The sequence below is a fragment of the Flavobacterium succinicans genome, assembly GCF_001662485.1.
Lineage (GTDB): Bacteria > Bacteroidota > Bacteroidia > Flavobacteriales > Flavobacteriaceae > Flavobacterium > Flavobacterium succinicans_A.
Window position 1 is genome coordinate 1 of sequence record NZ_JMTM01000017.1, and the last position, 20,839, is coordinate 20,839.

The 20,839-nt window shown below is 34.4% G+C and carries 21 protein-coding genes; 8 read left to right on the forward strand and 13 right to left on the reverse strand.

The features are described 5' to 3' along the window. Nucleotides 1-573: 573 nt before the first annotated feature. The 9 genes from FLB_RS02065 to FLB_RS02105 all read right to left on the reverse strand — a co-directional run bounded on the left by FLB_RS02065 (nt 574) and on the right by FLB_RS02105 (nt 8,730). Nucleotides 574-1,284: a DUF4369 domain-containing protein gene (locus FLB_RS02065; RefSeq protein WP_064714309.1), complete on the reverse strand. Its 711-nt coding sequence runs from the start codon at nt 1,282-1,284 to the stop codon at nt 574-576. A 121-nt stretch (nt 1,285-1,405) separates the two neighbouring features. Continuing rightward, complete coding sequence (locus FLB_RS02070) at nt 1,406-3,265, reverse strand: peptidase M61 (RefSeq protein ID WP_064714310.1); 1,860 nt, start codon at nt 3,263-3,265, stop codon at nt 1,406-1,408. A gap of 124 nt (nt 3,266-3,389) precedes the next feature. Beyond that, nucleotides 3,390-3,668: a DUF2805 domain-containing protein gene (locus tag FLB_RS02075; RefSeq protein WP_064714311.1), complete on the reverse strand. Its 279-nt coding sequence runs from the start codon at nt 3,666-3,668 to the stop codon at nt 3,390-3,392. 118 nt (nt 3,669-3,786) lie between these two features. Further along, nucleotides 3,787-4,614: a sterol desaturase family protein gene (locus FLB_RS02080; protein ID WP_064714312.1), complete on the reverse strand. Its 828-nt coding sequence runs from the start codon at nt 4,612-4,614 to the stop codon at nt 3,787-3,789. 26 nt (nt 4,615-4,640) lie between these two features. Next, complete coding sequence (locus FLB_RS02085; RefSeq protein ID WP_064714313.1) at nt 4,641-5,243, reverse strand: alpha-ketoglutarate-dependent dioxygenase AlkB family protein; 603 nt, start codon at nt 5,241-5,243, stop codon at nt 4,641-4,643. 66 nt (nt 5,244-5,309) lie between these two features. Continuing rightward, the gene (gene aqpZ / locus FLB_RS02090) at nt 5,310-6,017 is read right to left on the reverse strand and encodes an aquaporin Z (protein WP_064714314.1); all 708 of its coding nucleotides are present in this window, start codon (nt 6,015-6,017) and stop codon (nt 5,310-5,312) included. A gap of 49 nt (nt 6,018-6,066) precedes the next feature. Then, complete coding sequence (locus FLB_RS02095; protein ID WP_064714315.1) at nt 6,067-6,423, reverse strand: DoxX family membrane protein; 357 nt, start codon at nt 6,421-6,423, stop codon at nt 6,067-6,069. A 75-nt stretch (nt 6,424-6,498) separates the two neighbouring features. Further along, nucleotides 6,499-7,392 (reverse strand): EamA family transporter, encoded by an 894-nt coding sequence (locus FLB_RS02100; RefSeq protein ID WP_064714316.1) that lies wholly within the window; start codon nt 7,390-7,392, stop codon nt 6,499-6,501. Between the two features lie 414 nt (nt 7,393-7,806). Further along, nucleotides 7,807-8,730: a LysR family transcriptional regulator gene (locus tag FLB_RS02105; RefSeq protein WP_064714317.1), complete on the reverse strand. Its 924-nt coding sequence runs from the start codon at nt 8,728-8,730 to the stop codon at nt 7,807-7,809. Nucleotides 8,731-8,773: 43 nt separating this feature from the next. Between FLB_RS02105 and FLB_RS02110 the strand changes: the two genes are divergently transcribed. The 5 genes from FLB_RS02110 to FLB_RS02130 are packed head-to-tail and all read left to right on the forward strand — an operon-like array spanning nt 8,774 to nt 12,084. Next, nucleotides 8,774-8,995, forward strand: coding sequence for a hypothetical protein (locus tag FLB_RS02110; RefSeq protein ID WP_157490517.1), 222 nt, complete (start codon nt 8,774-8,776; stop codon nt 8,993-8,995). 19 nt (nt 8,996-9,014) lie between these two features. Beyond that, nucleotides 9,015-9,299, forward strand: coding sequence for a hypothetical protein (locus FLB_RS02115; RefSeq protein ID WP_064714319.1), 285 nt, complete (start codon nt 9,015-9,017; stop codon nt 9,297-9,299). Continuing rightward, nucleotides 9,277-10,134 carry a DUF6671 family protein gene (locus FLB_RS02120; RefSeq protein WP_231891031.1) on the forward strand — a complete coding sequence of 286 codons (858 nt, stop codon included), beginning with the start codon at nt 9,277-9,279 and terminating at the stop codon, nt 10,132-10,134. The genes FLB_RS02115 and FLB_RS02120 overlap by 23 nt, the downstream gene beginning before the upstream one ends. Before the next feature lie 3 nt (nt 10,135-10,137). After that, nucleotides 10,138-11,094: an L-threonylcarbamoyladenylate synthase gene (locus FLB_RS02125; RefSeq protein ID WP_064714321.1), complete on the forward strand. Its 957-nt coding sequence runs from the start codon at nt 10,138-10,140 to the stop codon at nt 11,092-11,094. A gap of 27 nt (nt 11,095-11,121) precedes the next feature. After that, nucleotides 11,122-12,084, forward strand: coding sequence for a sodium-dependent bicarbonate transport family permease (locus FLB_RS02130; protein WP_064714322.1), 963 nt, complete (start codon nt 11,122-11,124; stop codon nt 12,082-12,084). Here FLB_RS02130 and FLB_RS02135 read toward each other — a convergent pair. From FLB_RS02135 to htpG, 3 genes are all read right to left on the reverse strand, one after another. Beyond that, on the reverse strand, nt 12,057-12,488 hold the full coding sequence (locus FLB_RS02135) for a DUF2721 domain-containing protein (RefSeq protein WP_064714323.1): 432 nt from the start codon (nt 12,486-12,488) through the stop codon (nt 12,057-12,059). The two genes, FLB_RS02130 and FLB_RS02135, sit on opposite strands and share 28 nt — an antisense overlap. Before the next feature lie 100 nt (nt 12,489-12,588). Further along, nucleotides 12,589-13,422, reverse strand: a complete 834-nt coding sequence (locus FLB_RS02140; protein ID WP_064714324.1) for a hypothetical protein — start codon at nt 13,420-13,422, stop codon at nt 12,589-12,591. Between the two features lie 107 nt (nt 13,423-13,529). Next, nucleotides 13,530-15,416 (reverse strand): molecular chaperone HtpG, encoded by a 1,887-nt coding sequence (htpG, locus tag FLB_RS02145; protein WP_064714852.1) that lies wholly within the window; start codon nt 15,414-15,416, stop codon nt 13,530-13,532. Between the two features lie 183 nt (nt 15,417-15,599). Here htpG and FLB_RS02150 point away from each other — a divergent pair, with 183 nt between their 5' ends. The 3 genes from FLB_RS02150 (at nt 15,600) to FLB_RS02160 (ending at nt 17,971) form a co-directional block, all read left to right on the forward strand. Then, complete coding sequence (locus FLB_RS02150) at nt 15,600-16,100, forward strand: lipocalin family protein (RefSeq protein ID WP_064714325.1); 501 nt, start codon at nt 15,600-15,602, stop codon at nt 16,098-16,100. A 106-nt stretch (nt 16,101-16,206) separates the two neighbouring features. Next, nucleotides 16,207-16,896 carry an OmpA family protein gene (locus FLB_RS02155; protein ID WP_064714326.1) on the forward strand — a complete coding sequence of 230 codons (690 nt, stop codon included), beginning with the start codon at nt 16,207-16,209 and terminating at the stop codon, nt 16,894-16,896. Nucleotides 16,897-17,026: 130 nt separating this feature from the next. Further along, nucleotides 17,027-17,971, forward strand: a complete 945-nt coding sequence (locus tag FLB_RS02160) for an ABC transporter ATP-binding protein (RefSeq protein ID WP_064714327.1) — start codon at nt 17,027-17,029, stop codon at nt 17,969-17,971. A 271-nt stretch (nt 17,972-18,242) separates the two neighbouring features. Here the strand turns inward: FLB_RS02160 and FLB_RS02165 are convergent, their stop codons facing one another. Beyond that, nucleotides 18,243-20,651, reverse strand: coding sequence for an alpha/beta hydrolase family protein (locus tag FLB_RS02165; protein WP_064714328.1), 2,409 nt, complete (start codon nt 20,649-20,651; stop codon nt 18,243-18,245). Between the last annotated feature and the right edge of the window lie 188 nt (nt 20,652-20,839).

Sequence of the window (20,839 nt, forward strand, 5' to 3'; positions counted from 1 at the left end):
TTTTGTTTTGTAGTTTTATGAAAAAGCATGAGATATAAAGGATCAAGTTCAAAACTTGTGGTAAGCTAAAAGTAAGCAGAAGTATTGTTAGTCTAAAAAGGAATAATTCTACAGGTCAGATATAATGAATTGAGATATAAATGATTCTACTTGAGTGTTCAAACAATTCCAAACCTTTCTTTTGTTATTTTATTTCAAACTCTTTTCTATCCTGACACACACATTTCTTTATTGTAAGCTTTAGTTTAATGGTGAATTACTTATTGTTTGTTGAGACCTAGTTTAGGTGGTATAAGTTTATTTTACTTGTATACAATTGTTATTTGATATTTGATAAAAAAGATATCTATAATCGTAAACTTCTATTTCTGATTCTTTACTTACTTACTTACTTACTTACTTACTTACTTACTTACTTACTTACTTACTTACTTACTTACTTACTTACTTACTTACTTACTTACTTACTTACTTCTTAGTCTATTAATAAAATTACCTTTAATTACCTTTATAATAAAGCAAAAAAAAAGGCTGTCTAATATTTAAGACAGCCTTTTTGGTTGGTAAAAAAAATTATTCCTGTTTTTTTATATCATTTACAAATTTGGTTAATTTTTTTCCATATAAAGATTGAGCTACTTTTGGAGTCATTGATTTTTGTATCGTATCTAAAAATTTGATGTTGATGTCATAAATTTCAGAAAGAGCAATGTAAGGAGCTACTTCATGGTCTTTGTGGTTTACCGCAAAATTAGTAGCATATAGATATCTTCTTTTTATATTTGACTCTTCTTTGACTTTTAAACTGTCTAATTTTTTAATGTTTTTGAATTTTGTAGCTTTAAATTTTTGTTCAATAATATTTAAATTTTCATCTTTAAATTGGGAATTTATTTTTACAAATTCTTCATATAAATCATGGTTTTCTGAGCCTGTAATCTTTGCTCCATAAAGAAAACTGTCAAGATTAGTCTCAATATTGATGTTTCCTGGTTCAGCAAAGAATAGTAGATTGTTGTCTAGGGAATTCGAAACGCCTCTGTTTAAAGACAAATAAAACATTTCTGGTGATTCTAACGGGATATTTGTTTCAAATTTAGAGTCTCCTTCAATTTTAATGGAATCGATAGTGATAAGCGTGGTGTCTTTTAAACGTTGAATGTATAAGGTTCCTTTTTTTAATCCTACTACATTTCCAGTTAGATGCAAGTTGTTTTTTGATTCGTTTTTAGTACAGGCAATTATTGATGTTAATGCTACTAGAGCTAAAATAGTTTTTTTCATTTGAATTTTAATTTGTCGCAAAATAAAGAAAAATGTTGAATTGCTATACTATCTATGCCTTAAATTAAAAAAAAATCCCAATCTATTTCTAAATTGGGATTGTAGTATTTTTGAAAATTGATTATCCTTTTAACCACGCTTCATTTAATGCTTTTTTAGTAACATTAGAAGCAGTTAAACTTTCTTTTTCTTCGTAAGGTAAAGTAACTTTTCCTGTAATGGTTTCTTCTTTTTCAGCTCTTTTTATTTTTAAAGTGATGGTGTCATTTTCTTTCCATTCTTGACTCGTTGTTATCAATTCAAATATGTTTTCTTTACTATACGATTTATTGTTAATAGCTATAATTACGTCTCCTCCTTTTAATGATAAGCCTTTAAAGAATTCGTTTAATTCAACATTAGGTAAAATTGAAATTTCGCCTGTTTGTGGATTTATAGTGATATAGGGTTTTTGTCCTTTTAAAAATATTCCTCCTGGAACTTTTGTCACGGATTTTGTAACTCCTACTTTAGCTAAAAAAACATCATATGGGATTGGTGTTGGACCAGCTACATATGTTTTAAGGAATTCACCAACTTCAGGGTAGGTTAAAGAGACAATTTTATCAAATAATTCATTGTCATCAAATGCTTTGTTAACTCCATATTCATTTGAAAGTTTATGCATTAGGTCAAGGATTCCTCTTTTTCCTTCAGATTTTTCACGGATGATGATATCGATACACATTCCAATTAACGCCCCTTTTTGATAGACATTTAGATATTGTTCTTTGTAGGGTTCTTGAAGTACGTTAGCACTCATGGTGGTGAATGGCATAGTGTCATTCATTCTTTTAGACTGTTCTATTTTGTCTGCTATTCTTTCGTAAAACTCCTCTTCGGTTATTAATCCTTGATTGATTTGGAATAAATTAGCAAAATATTCAGTCACTCCTTCATACATCCACAGATGTTCTGACATTTTTGGTGTATTGTAATCAAAATACTGTATCTCTTTTGAATGTATAGTTAATGGGGTTACAATATGAAAGAATTCATGCGAAACTACATCTTTCATTTGTTCTTGAAGCATTTTAGCAGGAATTGTTTCGGGCATTACTACTGTTGTTGCTGTTGGATGTTCTAGGGCTCCGAAACCTTTAGCATCGCTGGGTTTCATGCTTGATAAATACAAAAGAACGGTGTATTTTTTATTTGCATTGATTTTTCCTAAAAATGTTTTTTGGGCAATCATCATTTTCTTCATCTCTGGTGTGATGCTCTCTGCGGTCACTTTTCCGTTAGGGGAAAAAACTGCAATTGTGATATCCATTCCATCAACCGTAAAGGTGGTGTAATCAGGTTTTGAATACATTACAGGATTCTCTACTAATTCGCCATAGCGGGAAACAATAAATTCGTCAGAATCATTTTTAGCATCCATATCAATCATAGAAGTAGCTCCCCAAAGTGTTTCCGGATGGGTGATGTTTACTTTGTATGGTATTTCTTTTTTGTCTTGAAAATAGCCTACAAATCCATGCATGTTTATCATAAAATTGGTTCCTGCCTCAATGTTTGTTCCTGCTGGAGAAAAAATATCTTCTTGACCAAAACCACTTCCTTTTTCGGTGTCATAGGTGTCGTTTACTAAGTAAGTTATTTTATTTAATTTCTTAGCCGATTGAATGGACCAAGTATTTTCGTCTGTTTTGTTTACTTCTAAAACTGCTCCTTTTTCGTCAAATGCTTTAAAATCTTCTATATAACGACCGTAATTGTCATTGGAATAGGTTCCAGGAACGATTTTAGGGATGCTATACGTAATTATATCGGAATTGATTTTTGGTGCATAAACGGTTACTTGCACTTTGTCATCTTTAACATCTTTCAGGTTTATGGCTACTTTAATTTCTTGCTTAATTTTGTCCGTAGTCGAAACACTTGACTTACAGCCTAGAAGAACAGCAGCAAAAGCTAAGGATAGTATTATTTTTTTCATGTTTTTTTGTTTACGTTTTACGTTAGACTATAAAATAATGTAATTGTTACATTGCATCATAAATAGCTCTGTTTTTTTGGGATTCAATAAAAAACTCCTACTAAAAGCAGGAGTTGATATGGTATTAATCTAATTTGTTTTTAAAGTAATATTTGCCATCTAAATCTTCATCAAAATCATCAATTTTTACTGGTTTTGGTTTTGGCTTACTTGCAATTGCTTTCTTTTTCCACATTTCGTATTTTTCAGCAGGCATTTTCTTTTTCATAAATTCTAACACTTCTTTTTCAGAAAGTCCGAATTCTTTTTTAATTATTTCGAAAGGATTTCTTTCTTCTAAGGCCAATGTAACAAGCTTTTCTGTTTGTTCCCAATTCAATTCTTTGCGGTTACTCTTTTTCATCACATGAAAATTAATTCAAAATTTGGTGTTAATGATTAATAAAATAGATCTCTAATGATATACCAATATTAATAAAAATAACAATTACTTTGATTAAAATGCTATTTTTTTTTGCTCCTTAATCTATTTCTGGCGACCTGTGTTTTTGAAAAGGAATATTTAATAAGTTTTTTAACTCATTGTGTTCTTTTGGATCTTGATGTGTGTCGATTCCGTAAATTATTTCTTCTCTCGACATAGTTTTGAATGTACCAAACAATCGATCCCAAACAGAAAAAATGTTCCCGTAATTGCTGTCTGTATAGGGTAATTTGTAATGATGGTGTATTTTGTGCATGTCTGGAGAGACAATAAAATAGCTTAAGAGTTTGTCTAATTTTGGTGGTAAAGCAATATTAGCATGATTAAACTGCGTCGCCACAACCGATAATGTTTGGTACAAGAAAACCATCCACATTGGACTACCCACAATAAAAACGCCCAACAAGGTAAAAGCAAAACGGATCACACTTTCGCCAGGATGATGCCTGTTGGCTGTTGTAGTATCAATCCAGGTATCTGTATGGTGAATCAGATGAAAACGCCATAAGACTTTTGTTCGATGTTCGATAAGATGAACTAGATAAGCTCCAATTAAATCCAATAAGAGTAATCCAATAATAGTATACAACCACAGGGACATTTCTGGAAGGATTTGAAGGATTCCAAAATCATTTTTGATGGTCCAATCAGCTGTTTTTAATAGAAGATAGGCCAAACAAAAATTGATTACTATCGTTGTTAAAGTAAAAAAGATGTTAATGCTAGCATGTTGCCATTTTTTATATTTAAAATTAAATAATGGAAAAGCATTTTCGATGATCCAAAAAAAAGTGATGCCCCCTACAAGGATTAAACTTCTATGTGAGGATGGAATATTTGTGAAATAAGTAACAATTTCGTTCATAATTATTTTGGTTGAGTATTTTGGTTTTATTTGATAATCCTGAAAGTTAGGTTAATTCTGGGGCCTATTGGTTTAGTTGTTTTCGGAATTTGATGTTTCCAAAAATGTTGTGTTTTTCCTTTCATTAGTAGTAAACTACCATGTTCTAAAGTTAGATTTATTTTTTGATTTTTAAGATGATTATGTTTTAGTTGAAACACCCTTTCTGCACCAAGGCTCAGTGAGGCTATGATTGGGTTTATTCCTAATTCTTTCTCATTATCAGCATGCCAGCCGTTACTGTCTTTGCCGTCTCGGTAATAATTGAGTAATACCGTAGAGTAAATTGTTTGAGTTGCTTTTTCTACTTTTTCTTTGATCGCCAAAAGAAGGGAAGACCAAGTATGTGGATTCATAGTCAGATTTGAGTAGGAATAGGATTTTCCTTCGTTACCAAACAGAGCTGTTAATCTTGGTTGTAGATACACTTTCCCATAGACTTTGATGTCGTCCTGTTGCCAAGGAATTTCTTTTTGTAATGCGTCAAATAGGATGGCTGCTTCTTCGTTTGAGAAGAAATTAGGGTAATAACTAATGGATGCATCAGGAACATCAAAAATAATGGGTTCAGAATCAAAAAGGGATTTCATTTGGTAAAAATAAAGAGAAAAAGAACATCAATTTTGTTCTTTTTCTCTTTTAATTATAGACTCATTTTAAGCTTCAGAATGATTTTGAAGTAGATTTTTATAGATGAAACCAGCTGCAATGGCTCCTAAAATTGGTGCAACCCAAAATAACCATACCTGTCCCAAAGGTTCTCCTCCAACGAAAATAGCTTGTGATAATGAACGAGCAGGATTCACAGAAGTATTGGTAATTGGAATACTGATTAAATGAATTAATGTCAACGCTAAACCAATGGCTACTCCAGCAAATTTGCCATTTGCAAATTTATCGGTTGCGCCAAGAATTACTAATAAAAAGAAAAGAGTTAGTACAAACTCTGTGATAAATGCAGCTTGCATAGAATAACCATCTGGCGAGAAAGCTCCAAAACCGTTAGAAGCAAAAGCTCCTGCTTTGGTATTGTCAATCATAAAGCCTGCTTTTCCAGAAGCAATCGTGTACAATGTTCCTGCTGCTGCAATTGCGCCAACACATTGTGCGATGATGTAAGGAACCAAATCTTTAGTTGAAAATCGGCCACCAGCCCATAAACCAAATGAGACGGCGGGATTAAAGTGTCCGCCAGAAATGTGACCAACGGCATAAGCCATTGTTAGTACTGTTAATCCAAAAGCTAGAGCAACTCCGGCAAAGCCAATACCCAAATTAGGTATTCCAGCAGCGAATAAAGCGCTCCCACATCCTCCGAAAACAAGCCAAAATGTTCCAAAAAATTCTGCAAATAGTTTTTTCATAAGTATTTAGTTTTTATTGGTTACTAATTTGTTGTGAATTCTTAAAAAATTATAAAGTATAAGTGTAAGCCCAATACATCAATAGGAATTGTAAGGGCAAACGAAGATATAAAACCCATTTTGGGAGTCCCATACTTGCTTTTGGGTTGGTCAACATGAAAATATGTGTTGGAAAGACAGCAATTAGCAACAAGATAACTCCCCAAGCAGCATAGCGGGAAATAGCAGGAATTAGCAGTGAAATTCCTAAAGCAATTTCCATAACTCCAGATAAAATGTTTAATAATGAGGAGTTTGGAAGATAAGAAGGAATGATCTTTTGATATAAACGAGGGACTCTAAAATGATTGGCACCAGCAATTATATAGAGAATAGCCATTACATACAGATGCCAAAGTGAATTCATAACAAGGTTGTTTGTTACGAATTTATAAAAAATTTAACAGTTTGATGATGTTATTGAGAAATATTTTGGGTTTGGTTATTTTTTAGAAGCATTCGTATTCATGATGATAATGGCCACAATGATCAAAACGATTCCAAACCATTGTAGAAAGCTTACTTCTTCATTCAGTAGAACGTAAGCCATTGTAACAGAAACGGGTAATTCAAGGGCGGAAACGATACTACCAAGCCCAATTCCAGTAAGAGGAAAACCAGCATTCATCAACAAAGGCGGAATAATGGTTCCGAAAAGAGCCAAAATAATTCCCCATTTCATAAAAATACCCATTTGAAAAGGACCTACTTGTGTGAAAAAGCTAAAAGCAAATACAATAATAGCACCACCCAAAAGCATATATAGACTTCGTTGTGCCGATGAAATATGATTTGCAATATGATTTGCAGTAAACATAGTAGCGGTAAAAGATGCAGCAGCTAGTAAGCCTAGTCCTATTCCTCTCCAATCTAAAGAAGCTGTTGTGGCCATTACATTGGTCGCCAAAAAAGTTCCTGTTAATACTATAGCCACTGCGATTATTTTTTTGAGCGCTGGAAGTTTTTTGTCGATGGCCATCTCCACAACAACCCCCATCCAAACGGTTTGCATTAATAGCACAATAGCAATTGAAACAGGAATATATTTTACAGCTAAGTAATAGAAAACACTGGTCATACCAAGTGAAGTACCAGCAATGATAAGCTGGAAAATATTTTTTGAAGTTGCTTTTACAACTGTGTTTCCTTTTTTGTTTTTTTGAAATAAATTAATCAATAACATACCAAGAATACCAAGAACGAATTGAGCCGAGGTAACTTCTGGAGTAGAATATCCTTCATCGTAAGCCATTTTTACAAAAGTAGCCAACATACCATAACTAGTAGCGCCTAGCCCTACCAAAAAAACTCCTTTTAATACTTGATTCTTTGTCATTTTTAAATTTTTAAAAGCGGGCAAAGATACGCCATTTTTTTCGAAATTATGTTAAGGGAATATAAGGTTTAGCACAAACCCTGCAGCAGACAATTTTTGGTCCTATTGTTTTTAGAATCAAAATTAATTTTTGTTGTAAAAGGATTCCGCAAATACTTCTAAAATCGATTTGGTATTTTAATTTTCTTTCGCTGAAATTTTCTTGCCGTTTTGAAGCTATGAGACTAATTCAAAAAAATGAAAAATAAATATGCTTGAAGCGATTGTCTATGAGAACGTTTCAATCCTAATTTTTGAATTACTGAAGCTTGTTGAACGCCAAAAATCTAGTTGTTGCGAGCAGAGCAGTTCTTTATTATTTCTTCATGTGTTACGGTATAAGGCTTAGATAGGCTGAAATAGTTTTGTGGACAACTAATAAGCATTCTCCCAATCAAATTTGGTTTTGATAATTTCTTGCTTGTATTCTTCTAAAAAAGTGAGATAGGCTTTTGCAACTGGTGAGAAATTCTTATTTTTTTGCCATATTAAATTCCATGTTGATTGTATCGGTAACCCACGTACCGGAATGATTTGAAGATTACCAGTAGTGATTTCATTTTTTATGCCAATGATAGGCATAATTGAACAGCCTAATCCTGCAATAACGGCTTGTTTTACAGCTTCATTACTGGTAAGTTCTAGTTTTTTCTTTACATTCAAATTGTTCAAACGCATGAATTGCTCCATACTTTGTCGGGTACCAGACCCCATTTCTCTCAGAATAATTGGAATGTTTTCTAAAATGTTTTTATCGTATATTTTTTCTGGAAACTCGGTAGCTGAGTTCGAAACTAGAAACAAGCGATTGGGCATTAATTCAATGCGATTAACTGTTAAGGTTTCTGGTAAAATAGAAACTAAAGAAAAATCGACTTCATTTTTTTCTAAACTTTTAATCACTTTTGATTTGTTGGTTACATCCAAAATTAACTCTACATCGGGATGCAGTTTTAAGAAATCTGCCAGAAAATAAGGCATGATATATTTACCGGTGGAAACGATAGAAATTTTAAGTCTTCCACTCAATTTTCCTTGATAGGCCTGCATTTTATAATTGATGGCGTGTACTTCGTTGATTATTTTTTCGGCGGCTAGTACAATTTCTTTTCCAAAATCAGTCACATACAGTTTTCTGCCAATAATTTCTGTTAGTGGAATTTCAAATTGGTCCTGAAAATTTTTCAGTTGAATCGAAACCGCGGGTTGGGTTAAATGCAGTTCTTCAGCCGCTTTAGTAATACTTTGACATTGTGCTACTTTTAGAAATACTTGTAATTGGTGGAGTGTATAATTCATAAAAATATTTAATGATGTTCATTACAAATATAAATAAAAATTAATGACTTGGTTTATTGAATTTTGCCACAGAAAAAATAAAATTATGAACCATCAAGAATTGACATTGTTTCAAAAAGTAAAATTGACGGCAGTACTTATTGTATTAGTTGTTTTGCTTGCCTTTGCTTTTTTAGACCCTGAAAATTCCTTTTTTAGTGTCTTGTTAGTCATTGGAATTCTTTGTGGAACTCAGATGTTGAAAGATTTAAAATATAAACTTTAATTTAAATAGCTACTTTTTTATGGAAAAAGACTTCCAATTTCAATTAATCGATGGAGAATTTACTCCAGCAGGAGCAGCCAAAGTGCTATTTCCTTTGATTAACAATAAGATTAATTATCATTCTTTGGAGAGTTTTAGTAATGAAATTCGGTTTGAGAAAGATGCTACCAACTCTAAGAAGAGAATTTCAGAGTTGCAAGAAGTACAGTTGCAAATTCAAGAATTATTAGAGAAAGCAGAAGAAAACGGATCAAAATTAAAAATCACTAGCCAGATTAAAATTGAGTTCGACGACATTAAATAGTTTCAAAGGGCGTCAGCTTGTGATAGCCACTATGCATCATAAAGAGCAAGTGATGGCTCCTATTTTAGAAAATGGTTTAGGTGTAATTTGCACCACGCCAAAAGATTTTGACACGGATAGTTTTGGTACTTTTTCGGGTGAAATAGCTAGAGTTTCAGATGCACTTTCTGTAGCACGACAAAAATGTTTGGCAGCAATTGCTGCTACAGATTGTGATTTGGTGGTAGCTTCCGAAGGTTCATTCGGCCCTCATCCTTCCGCTTATTTTGCAACAGCAGATGATGAACTGGTTCTTTTAGTTGATCGACTTCATAATTTGGAGATTATCGGCAGAGCAGTAAGTTTCAAAACCAATTTTTCGGTGAAGGCAGTAGAAAGTGAAAAGGACCTTCTCGATTTTGCTTCTCAAGCTCAATTTCCAAGTCATGGACTAATTCTCAGACCGAGTCAGTATAGTACCGAAGATATGGTCAAAGGAATTGTTTCTCCAGACGTTTTGTTAGAACAGTTTCATTACCTAAAAACGAAGTATTCAACAGTATTCGTAGAGACCGATATGAGGGCTTTGTACAATCCTACCCGAATGGAGATCATTAGCGTAGCTACTAAGCAATTGGTTCAAAACGTTCAGTCCTTGTGTCCAGAATGTCAAACTCCTGGATTTACCATTACAGATGTCAAAACAGGACTGCCTTGTTCTTGGTGCGGGAGTGCTACATCCTCTGTATTGAGCCATATTTATAGTTGTAAAAAGTGTTCTTATACCCAAGAAGATTGGTATCCGAAGCATAAAAAAACAGAGGACCCAGGTTTTTGTAATTATTGTAATCCTTAAAGAATGAGTAATACTAAAGATATAGCAAAAGCAATACAATTGCTACAAAAGGAATCAGTGGTAGCTATTCCTACTGAGACCGTTTATGGTTTGGCTGGCAACATATATAGTGAAAAAGCCATCCGAAGTATTTTTGAGTTAAAGAATCGCCCAATGTACAACCCTTTGATTGTTCATTTAAAATCGTATACCGAATTAGAAAAAGTTGCTGTGAATATAACAGATAAAGCGAGATTGCTAGCTGAAACTTTTTGGCCTGGGCCATTAACACTAGTTCTAAAAAAACAAAATAACATTTCTGATTTGATTACTGCAGGAAAGGATACAGTTGCGGTTCGAGTACCCAATCATCCTGTTGCGCTGGAACTTTTGAATCAGTTGGATTTTCCTTTAGCTGCTCCAAGTGCGAATCCATTTGGCTCAATCAGCCCTACCACAGCAGCGCATGTTTCAAATTATTTCGATTCCAGTTTAGTCCATGTTTTAGATGGAGGAGCATGTTCGCAAGGTATCGAGTCTACGATTGTTGGATTTGAAGAAGACCAAGCTGTTTTGTATCGAGCTGGTGCTACACCCATAGCGGATATTGAAGCACTAGTTGGGACTTTAAAAGTTTTCACTAAAGATGATGTAGCTCCCATCGCTCCGGGAATGTTATCCAAGCATTATGCGCCTTCTACTAGTACAATTTTCACAGAAGATGTTGAAAAAACACTTGCAACAATCACTAGAAAAAGGGTAGGTGTGGTGTCTTTCTGCAAAGAATATAACCACCCGGCTATTCATTATCAAAAAAAATTGTCAAGCAATGGTAGTTTAGAAGAAGCTGCCAATCGATTGTATGCAACACTTCATGAAATGGATGCTCAGCCTATTGATGTTATTATAGTCGAAAAAGTTCCTAACGAAGGCATTGGGGTAGCCATCAACGACAAGTTGTTAAGAGCCTCAGCAGTATAAATTTTAAAAAAAAACAAAGCAAAACCTATGAATTTAGATTTATTAATTGAAAACGTTACTAATCCTGCATTGCTTTTCTTTCTACTCGGAATCATAGCCGTATACTTAAAAAGTGATTTAGAAATTCCAAACAATACCTCCAAGTTTATTTCTCTTTACCTTTTGTTTTCTATAGGGTTTAAAGGAGGGCAGGAGTTGGCGCATAGTGATTTTTCGATTGAAATCATTTGGTCAGTTGTTTTCGGGATGGTAGTTTCTATATTGATTCCATTGTATACCTTCTTTATTTTGAAGAAAAAATTCAGCATCGAAAATTCTGGTGCAATTGCGGCCGCTTATGGTTCGGTAAGTGCAGTGACTTTTGTTACAGCTGTATCTTTTTTAGAAATGCAGTCTCTAAACTTTAGTGGGCACATGGTAGCTGTCATGGCTTTGATGGAAGCCCCAGCAATTATAGTGGGTGTAATTTTAATTCAAATGTTTTCTAAAAAAACAGCTATTGATAGTAAAATTGGTCCAATCGTGAAGCACTCTTTTACCAATGGTAGTGTATTATTAATTATCGGAAGTTTGGTTATCGGTTGGTTAGCTAGTGATAAAGCTGCCTTGGGAATCAAACCTTTTACCACTGATATTTTTAAAGGGTTTTTAGCCATCTTCCTTTTGGATATGGGAATTGTAAGCGGAAGAAAACTAGGAGACTTCTTTAAAAGTGGGTGGTTTAGTTTTGTTTTTGCAGTTATCATTCCATTAATCAACGGAAGTGTAGTGGCATATTTAAGTCAGTTGGTAACAGAAGATGTGGGGAATCGCTTCATATTTGCCGTTTTAGCTTCGAGCGCCTCTTACATTGCTGTGCCTGCAGCTATGAAAATTGCGGTACCTAAGGCAAATCCAGGTATTTTTCTGCCCATGGCTTTAGCTGTTACATTCCCTTTTAACATTACATTTGGAATGCCAATTTATTTATCCATTGTAATGGCTGGATAATCATTGGCTTTCCCTTTTTGTGTTAAATCGCTCAAATGAAGACGTAAAGCATCAACAGAAATATTGATTTCCCAAAACGATAATCCCAAAGAAACCAATAAAGCGAATAAACTAAAACCAAATAAGTAAATCCCAGCAATTTGTTGGTTAAGATACAGCAATAACATGGCGAAAACAGATAGAAATAAACTCATTACGCCTGCCATTTGCATGTACCGAATTAGCGTTAACCGCAAATTAAGATTTTTAATTTCTAATAAAATCATGCTGTTCTCTTTTTCTTTGTAAGCTTTCTTTAACCCACGAATGATTGTGGCTAAAGTTAAAAAACGATTGGTATAAGCCAATAAAATCAAGGAAGTTGCTGAGAATAGTAGTGCTGGGGTTTCTATTTGTAAGGTCATCTTTTTTTTTACAAAGGTCGGATAACTTTGGTTTCATTTCAAAAAAAAAAATCTTCGTTTCAATAATTGAAACGAAGATTTTTTAGTTTATAAGTTTATGTTACATGGTTAAGTTAAAAACCATACCATTTTCGTGGGTATAAGTTAATTTATTATCACAATCGCCATTTCCATAATCAAGGGTTCCGTTTAATAATGGTCCTTTTACATTTAATTTCCCTTTGGAAACATAATTGCAATCGTATTTTTTTACCAAAGGAACTGCAACCGAAAGGGTCAACTTAGCACCATTTTCTTTACTCACCATATGGTCTCCACTAATCATTTCGTAGGTATTGTCGGCTAATATCAATGGAGTACTCACCCCTTCTGTTTGTCTGATGGTATGGTTACCTGAATTAAAATATACGGATCCATCTGCGCTAGTTAGTTTACCATTTGTAATGGTTCGGCTCCATTGTGGAATAGTAGCTGTGGTGGTTTCGTTGGTATATAAAATGATACCCTCTACTTTCATACCGTTTACATAGTAATTGTCACGCTCAATTTTCATGGTCGACTTTGGTGTACTTACTAATCCAGATAAGGTGATTTTTAATTTTCCTTTTCGGGTAATCCCGTTGTTGGTACAGCCAGTTCCAAAATCAATTGTAATTATTTTTGGAAAAGAATTGGGAGTTACATTATCTATACTAACGGCAGCGCAAGCACCTACTAAGGATTTTACAGTGGTAGTGCTTGTGGTTTTGGATAATGCATTTTCAAAAGTAACTTGAGTTCCTGTTTGAAAATCTAATTCGTTAATCCCATCAATAGTGGCTGAGGCTACAATTGAATTGGTATCGGTAAAGTTGACAACTTCGTCTTTGGTACAAGAATTAAAAGTGAACGAAAAAACGAGTAACGAGCATAAAGCTAATGAGAAATTTTTCATAAAAGTTGTGTTTTGATTTGGTGTGCTAAATGTAATAAAACAAATGAATTGCCCAAAAAAAAGCCTGTAAAATTTAATTTACAGGCTCTTTTAAAGTGTTAATGAAATTATTTAATCATTTCGAAACTTCTTTTTACAAAGGCAGTCAAGGCTTCACCCTTTAATAAGTTTTGAGATAATTTGGCCAAATCAAGGGCTTGTTTTACCAAGTTTTCTTGAACGTTTTTGTCCTCGTTGTTCAAAATGCTGGTCGCTAATGCTGAATTGGTGTTCACCACTAAGTTGTACATTTCTGGGAAATTACCCATTCCGAACATTCCACCGCCACCAGTTTGACTCATTTCCTTCATACGACGCATGAATTCTGGTTGCGTGATGATGAATGGCGCTGCACTGCTATCCAAAGCTTCTAACTGAACGGTGTACGTTTGTTTAGGAACAATAGTTTCCACTACCGTTTTCAAACTTTCTTGTTCTTCAGTAGATAATTTTGAAATGGCTGTTTCTTCTTTTTTGATCAAATTATCAATGTGATCAGAATCAACACGCACAAAAGTCAAACCGCTATTGTCTGATTCTAATTTTTGAATCAAATGAGGAATGATTGGAGAATCTAGCAACAATACTTGATAGCCTTTATCTTTTGCAATTTCGATATAAGAGTGTTGTGCTTCTTTGTTTCCAGCATACAATACTACCAATTTACCATCTTTATCCGTTTGGTTTTCTTTGATAGCTACTTTCAATTCCTCAAGTGTGAAATATTTATCGTCCACCGTTGGATACAATACGAAGGCTCCTGCTTTTTCATAGAATTTGTCTTCAGAAAGCATTCCGTATTCCAATACAATTTTGATATCGTTCCATTTGGCTTCAAAATCAGCTCTGTTTTCGTTGAACAGAGATTTCAACTTATCGGCAACTTTACGCGTGATGTAGTTCGAAATTTTCTTCACAGCACCATCAGCTTGTAATCCAGAACGAGAAACGTTCAACGGAATGTCTGGAGAATCAACTACTCCGCGAAGCATCATTAAGAATTCTGGAACAATACCTTCTACGTTATCGGTTACGTAAACTTGGTTTTGGAACAATTGAATTTTATCTCTTTGGATTTGTAAATCAGCCCCTAATTTTGGGAAGTACAAAATTCCAGTTAAGTTGAAAGGATAATCAACATTTAAGTGAATATGAAATAACGGCTCCTCAAATTGCATTGGATACAATTCACGATAGAAGTTTTTGTAATCTTCCTCTTTTAAATCTGCTGGTTGTTTGGTCCAAGCTGGATTTGGGTTGTTGATGATGTTGTCAACTTCAACAGTTTCTGCAGTATAATCTTCAGGAGCATCTTCTGGCTTAGGAAGCGTTTCAGTTTTGGTTCCAAATTTAATTGGAATAGGCATGAACTTATTGTATTTGTTCAATAACTCTCTGATTTTGCTTTCTTCCAAAAACTCTAAAGAATCTTCTGCTACGTGCAACACGATTTCGGTACCGCGATCGGTTTTGTCGCAAGGTTCCAATGAAAATTCTGGGCTACCGTCACAGGTCCAGTGCGCTGCTGGTTCGTCTTTGTACGATTTAGTAAAGATTTCTACTTTTTCAGCCACCATAAAAGCGGAGTAAAATCCTAATCCGAAGTGTCCAATAATTCCAGAGTCTTTAGCAGAATCTTTGTATTTGTCTAGAAATTCTTCTGCTCCAGAAAAAGCCACTTGATTGATGTATTTTTCTACTTCATCAGCAGTCATTCCAAGACCTTGGTCAATGATATGAATTTTTTTGCCTTCTTTGTCTATTTTAACTTCAATAATTGGATTGCCATATTCTACTTTAGCTTCTCCTATACTAGTAAGGTGTTTTAATTTTAAAGTAGCGTCGGTTCCATTAGAAATCAATTCACGCAAGAAAATCTCGTGATCACTGTATAAAAACTTTTTGATTAAAGGGAAGATGTTTTCTACCGAAACATTAATTTTACCTGTTGTCATAGTGCTTATAAATTTATAGTTTAATTTAATGCTAATTGGCTCTTCAAATAGAATACCATTTGTCATCATAATGACAAAATGTCGCGACTAGTATATTTTTTGTTAAAAACAGAAACATTCGTGTTGTAGCAATTTTTTGAATTGTATATTTGCTAATAAATTAATAATAAAGTAGTTATAGATATGAAGAAATTTATTCTTTTGGGCACCTTTATTTTTTTGCTTTTTGCTTGTAAATCAAGTGCCCCAGCTGTTGTTCCTAGCGCTCCCGTTGCAGCAACCAAGTTAGACAAGAAGTCGCAAGTCGCCATCAAAGGCAATTGGCAAATTACAGATGTGACCTATCCAGGTTCTGAGTATTTCAAAGTAAATTCATTTAATATAGCAGATTCTAAATGCTTCATTGGTAGTACTTGGAATTTTATTTCTAACAATAATAAAGGGAGTATGGCTCTAGTTGGAGCTGGATGCACCTCGTTTTCTTCACCCATTGTTTGGAGCATTAATAATGAAGGAATCTTTGTTCTGAAAATTGTTGAAGCAGGCGTAAAATCTAAAAACGTTCAATCGGGATTTTTATTAAAAGTAGCCAATCAAACTGAAACTAGTTTTGAACTTATCGACAAAATTGATGTTGCGGGACAACAAAAAGACATTGTTTATCATTTTAAAAAAGTGAATTAATATTTAAGACACATGAAATTGCCTTTAACAACAAGTTTGTTGAAAACAAATACTCATAAATTAAGGCGATACCATATATGACCACTAATAAATAAATTTTACAGCTATGAAAAAAATCACAATACTAAGTTTGACGGCACTATTTTTATTCAGCAGTTTGTTTACAGCTTGTACTTCTGTAAAAAATGCCAATAACACGCAAAAAGGAGCGGGAATTGGCGTAGCTGCTGGTGCAATAATTGGAGGAATCCTTGGTAATAATATAGGAAAAGGAGGAAATGCTGCCCTAGGAGCAGCTATTGGCGCAGCTATTGGTGGTGGAGCCGGCGCTTTGATAGGAAATAAGATGGACAAGCAAGCGAGAGAGATTAATCAAGCTTTGCCAGGCGCAGACGTAGAACGTGTGGGAGAAGGAATACACTTGACTTTGAATGAAAATGCCGTGCGATTTAATACCAATAAATCAAGTTTAACTCCTCAAGCGCAAGCCAATCTAGATAAACTGATTCCAGTTTTTAAAGAATATGGCGACACCAACATCGAAATTTTTGGATACACAGATAGTTCAGGAAAACCAGAATACAATTTGACCCTTTCTGAAAAAAGAGCTGAATCAGTAAAAACCTATTTAATTGGAAAAGGACTTGCAGCCAGCCGATTTAAAACTTCAGGTTTTGGAATTGCAGATCCGATTGCTCCAAATGATACACCAGAAGGTATGGCCAAAAACCGTAGAGTAGAATTCGCGATTACCGCCAATGCCAAAATGATTCAAGATGCCAAAAATGGTCAATAATTTGATGTAGAAAAGAAAGCTAAAAAGCTGTTTCTTTGGAGACAGCTTTTTTTTATATAAAATGAAATTTTCAACCGCTTATTTTTCCTAAAGCCACTATCTTTGTTTTTTATTAATGATACAATAAATAATGCTTGAAGTTCAAAATATTTCCTTCGCTTATACAGACAAAGCGATTATTCAGAATGTTGATTTTACCGTAGAAAAAGGACAAAATATTGCACTAATTGGCGAGAGCGGTTGCGGCAAAAGTACTTTGTTGAAACTCATTTATGGTATCTATGATTTAAATGAAGGAAAAATTTTTTTTAATAAGACACGCGTTTTGGGTCCCAAATACAATTTGATTCCGGGTATGCCCTTTATGAAATATCTGGCACAAGATTTTGATTTGATGCCTTATGAAACAGTTGCTGAAAACGTAGGAAAGTTTTTGTCCAACGGTTTTATGCCCTTAAAAAAATTGCGTATTCAAGAGTTACTCGAAATGGTCGAAATGACTGAGTATGCCAAAGTGCGCGCCAAAGATTTGAGTGGAGGACAACAACAACGCGTTGCCTTAGCCAAGGTTTTAGCGGTAGAACCTCAGGTGTTGTTGTTGGATGAGCCGTTTAGCCATATTGATAATTTTAGAAAAAACGCTTTACGTCGTAATTTATTCGCTTATCTAAAGAAAAAAGAAATTACCTGTATTATTGCAACACACGATAGTACCGATGCACTTTCTTTTTCAGATGAAACCATAGTTTTACAGCAAGGGAAAATAATTGAAAAAGCACCTTCGGCAGAAGTGTATCAATTTCCGATTAATAAATATGTGGCCTCTTTATTTGGTGAAGTCAATGAGTTGAGAATGTCGCAATTAATGCCTATTGAAGGAGAAGATGAAATGGTATTATTGTATCCACATCAATTAAAGGTCTCTCCTGTTGGAACGGTGAAAGCGGTAGTAAAACAATCTTATTTCAAAGGAAGCCGATTTTTAATTAAAGCCGCTTTTGATAGAAAGGCCATTTTCTTTGAACACGAAACCGCATTAGAATTGAACCAAGAAGTGCTATTGAAGATCATGTAACTTCCAAAGTAAATATAAAAAAAGAGACAACTTTTCGGGTTGTCTCTTTTTTTTGCTACAAATTGAATTTATGTGTTTTTCACTTTGGTTGATTTTTTTGTTACCACATAGAAACATAGAATTTATAGCTTTGATAAAGAAGTAATAGACGTTTTACTATTCACATAGATATTCTTTGTGTAAAATAGTGCTATTTCTATTTTTCTTTCGCTAGTGGTCATTAATCTGTGAATCTATGTGGTTGAACTTTTTTTTAAGTTTGTCAAAAGTCTTAGTTTTTCAAATACTTCTCTAAGAATTGATCTTGTTCCCATAGCAAGTGCAAGATGTTTTCTTTGGCGGCGTAACCGTGACTTTCTTTAGGTAAAATTACCATACGTGCAGGGCCACCCAATCCTTTTATGGCTTGGAAATAACGTTCTGTTTGCAAAGTAAAAGTACCAGGATTATTGTCCGCTTCTCCGTGAACTAATAGTAAAGGAGTTTTCATTTTGTCTGCGTGCATAAAAGGTGACATGGTATTGTATACCTCTGGTGTTTCCCAGTAATTACGTTGTTCGCTTTGGAAACCAAAAGGTGTTAAGGTTCTGTTGTAAGCGCCACTTCGAGCAATTCCGCAAGCAAAAAGATTGGAATTTGTCAACAAATTAGCCGTCATAAAAGCACCGTAAGAGTGACCACCCACAGCGACTTTTTTTCTGTTGATATAACCCAAAGCGTCAACTGCGTTGATAGCAGCTTCAGCATTGTCTACTAGTTGAGAGATAAAGTTGTCGTTAGGTTCGGTTTTGCCTTCTCCGATAATTGGGAAAGAAGCGTCGTCTAAAACCACATAGCCTTTGGTCACCCAGTACACAAATGAACCATAGTTAGGAAAGGTAAATTCGTTAGGATTTTGAGTACTTTGTCCTGCGCTGTTTTTGTCTTTGTATTCGGCAGGGTAGGCCCAAATTAGTAAAGGCAATTTTTCTTTTTTGGCTTTGTCATAACCTACAGGCAAGTACAAGGTTCCAGATAATTCTACACCATCTTTACGTTTGTATTTGATTACCTCTTTGCTCACATTTTTAATGCTTTCAAATGGATTTTTGAAATCGGTGATAGGAGTAAGTTTGTCTTTTTGGTTGATGTTTCTGAAGTAGTAATTTGGGTAATCGTTTTTGGACTGAATTTGTACCAAAACCGTTCCTTTTTTGAAATCCTCTACTTCGATTAAATCTTCTTTTTTGTCTTTAAAAGTAGAAGTATACAAACGTTTGCTTTGTAACGTTTTTAAATTCAATTCGTCAATGAATGGAAATTGTCCTTCTTTGGTGTACCCATCTCCAATACGGAAAGCTTTGTCGTTTTCGATAGCCAAAACATAGCGGTTGTATTGATTTTTTCTAGTTTCAAAATTACCTGGATCAGCGTATACGTCTTGTGAGTTTCTGTCGGTAATCACTTTTGGTTGTTGTGATGGATTCGATGGATTGATCAAGTATGTTTTGGTATTTCTAGTGTCATACCATTCATCTGAAACGATAGCAACGTTGTCATTTCCCCAAGTAATATCGCTAAAACGTTGAGGTGTTTTCACTAACGAAGTTGGATTGGCTGTAAATGGAGCTTCCCATAAAAACATTTCGTCTCTAAACGCAACTTTATTTGCTGGATCTCCTTCGTCTAAGGCTTGTACAAAAGCCAAAGTAGCTGGTTTGTCGTTTCTCCACATTAGGGATCTTTTTCCTTTTTGAACCGCCATAAATCCTTTTGGCATAATTTCGGTCAATGGGGTTTCGTTTACGACTTTTATTTCCCTTCCGCTTTTGTCATACACTACGGATTTCATCGGGAAACGATTCAAAGGAACGATATAAGAAAACGGTTTTTGAATCGTAGTAATCATAATATAATTCCCATCAGGAGATAAACTTTGACCTGCAAACATATCTGCTGATTTGAATAGGGTTTTGTTACCACTCAATGTGATTTTGTATAATTCAGAAGTGATGATGTTTTCAAAATTGATCTCGTCATTTTTGTTTTTCAACATGTCTGGATAGGTTCTGTTTTGAGATTTTGCACCACTAGCATTCGAGATAATTGGTCCAGCTGGCAAATCTTTTTTGGCATCCAATAAAGGTTTTCTGTTGCTAGGCAAAAGTTTTACCAATACTGTTTCGTTGTCGCCAAACCAGCTAAACGGAGCACCTAAGTTGGCATTCAAATTCGCCTCGGTTAATTTTTTGGCTTGAGCCGAAGCCACATCAATTACCCAAAGTTCTACACCATTGGCAGCGGTATTTGTAAACAAAATTTTAGTATCGTTCGGCGACCAAGACAGATTGCTAATTTTTGCATTAGCTGGTAATCCCTCCACTTGAACTTCGTTTTTATCTTTTATTTTTCGAAGTTTTAAGTTGTTGATGTACGTTACTGTACTCGAAATATTCGTCACAGGATTGATACGCAACCCGCCCAAACGCAATTCGTCTTGATTGAGTTCTTCAAGCGTTTTGTACGTGTTTCTGTAGGAAAGCAAAAGGTATTCTTTTTTGGTATCCATCGAAACCGAAGGGGCTCTTTCGTAATCGGCTAAATCTAAAATGGATTTAGAAGGTTTTTGATAGCTCAGGTTTTCTTGAGCTAACATAGAAAAACCGAAACCTAGAAACAGGAGTGTGAGTTTTAACTTCATGAAGTATTAATTTATGAATTAGAATTTGTAAGCGATAAAATTAGACTAATTTACTCACAAAATATTATATCAGTGCTAAATAATATTATTTACTTTAAAAACAGAAAGTTAGTTAATCGAGTTCGATTAGTTAGTGATTTCAGATTTGATTCTTGTTTTTTTGAGGATTTTTAGATAAGAAAGTAGTA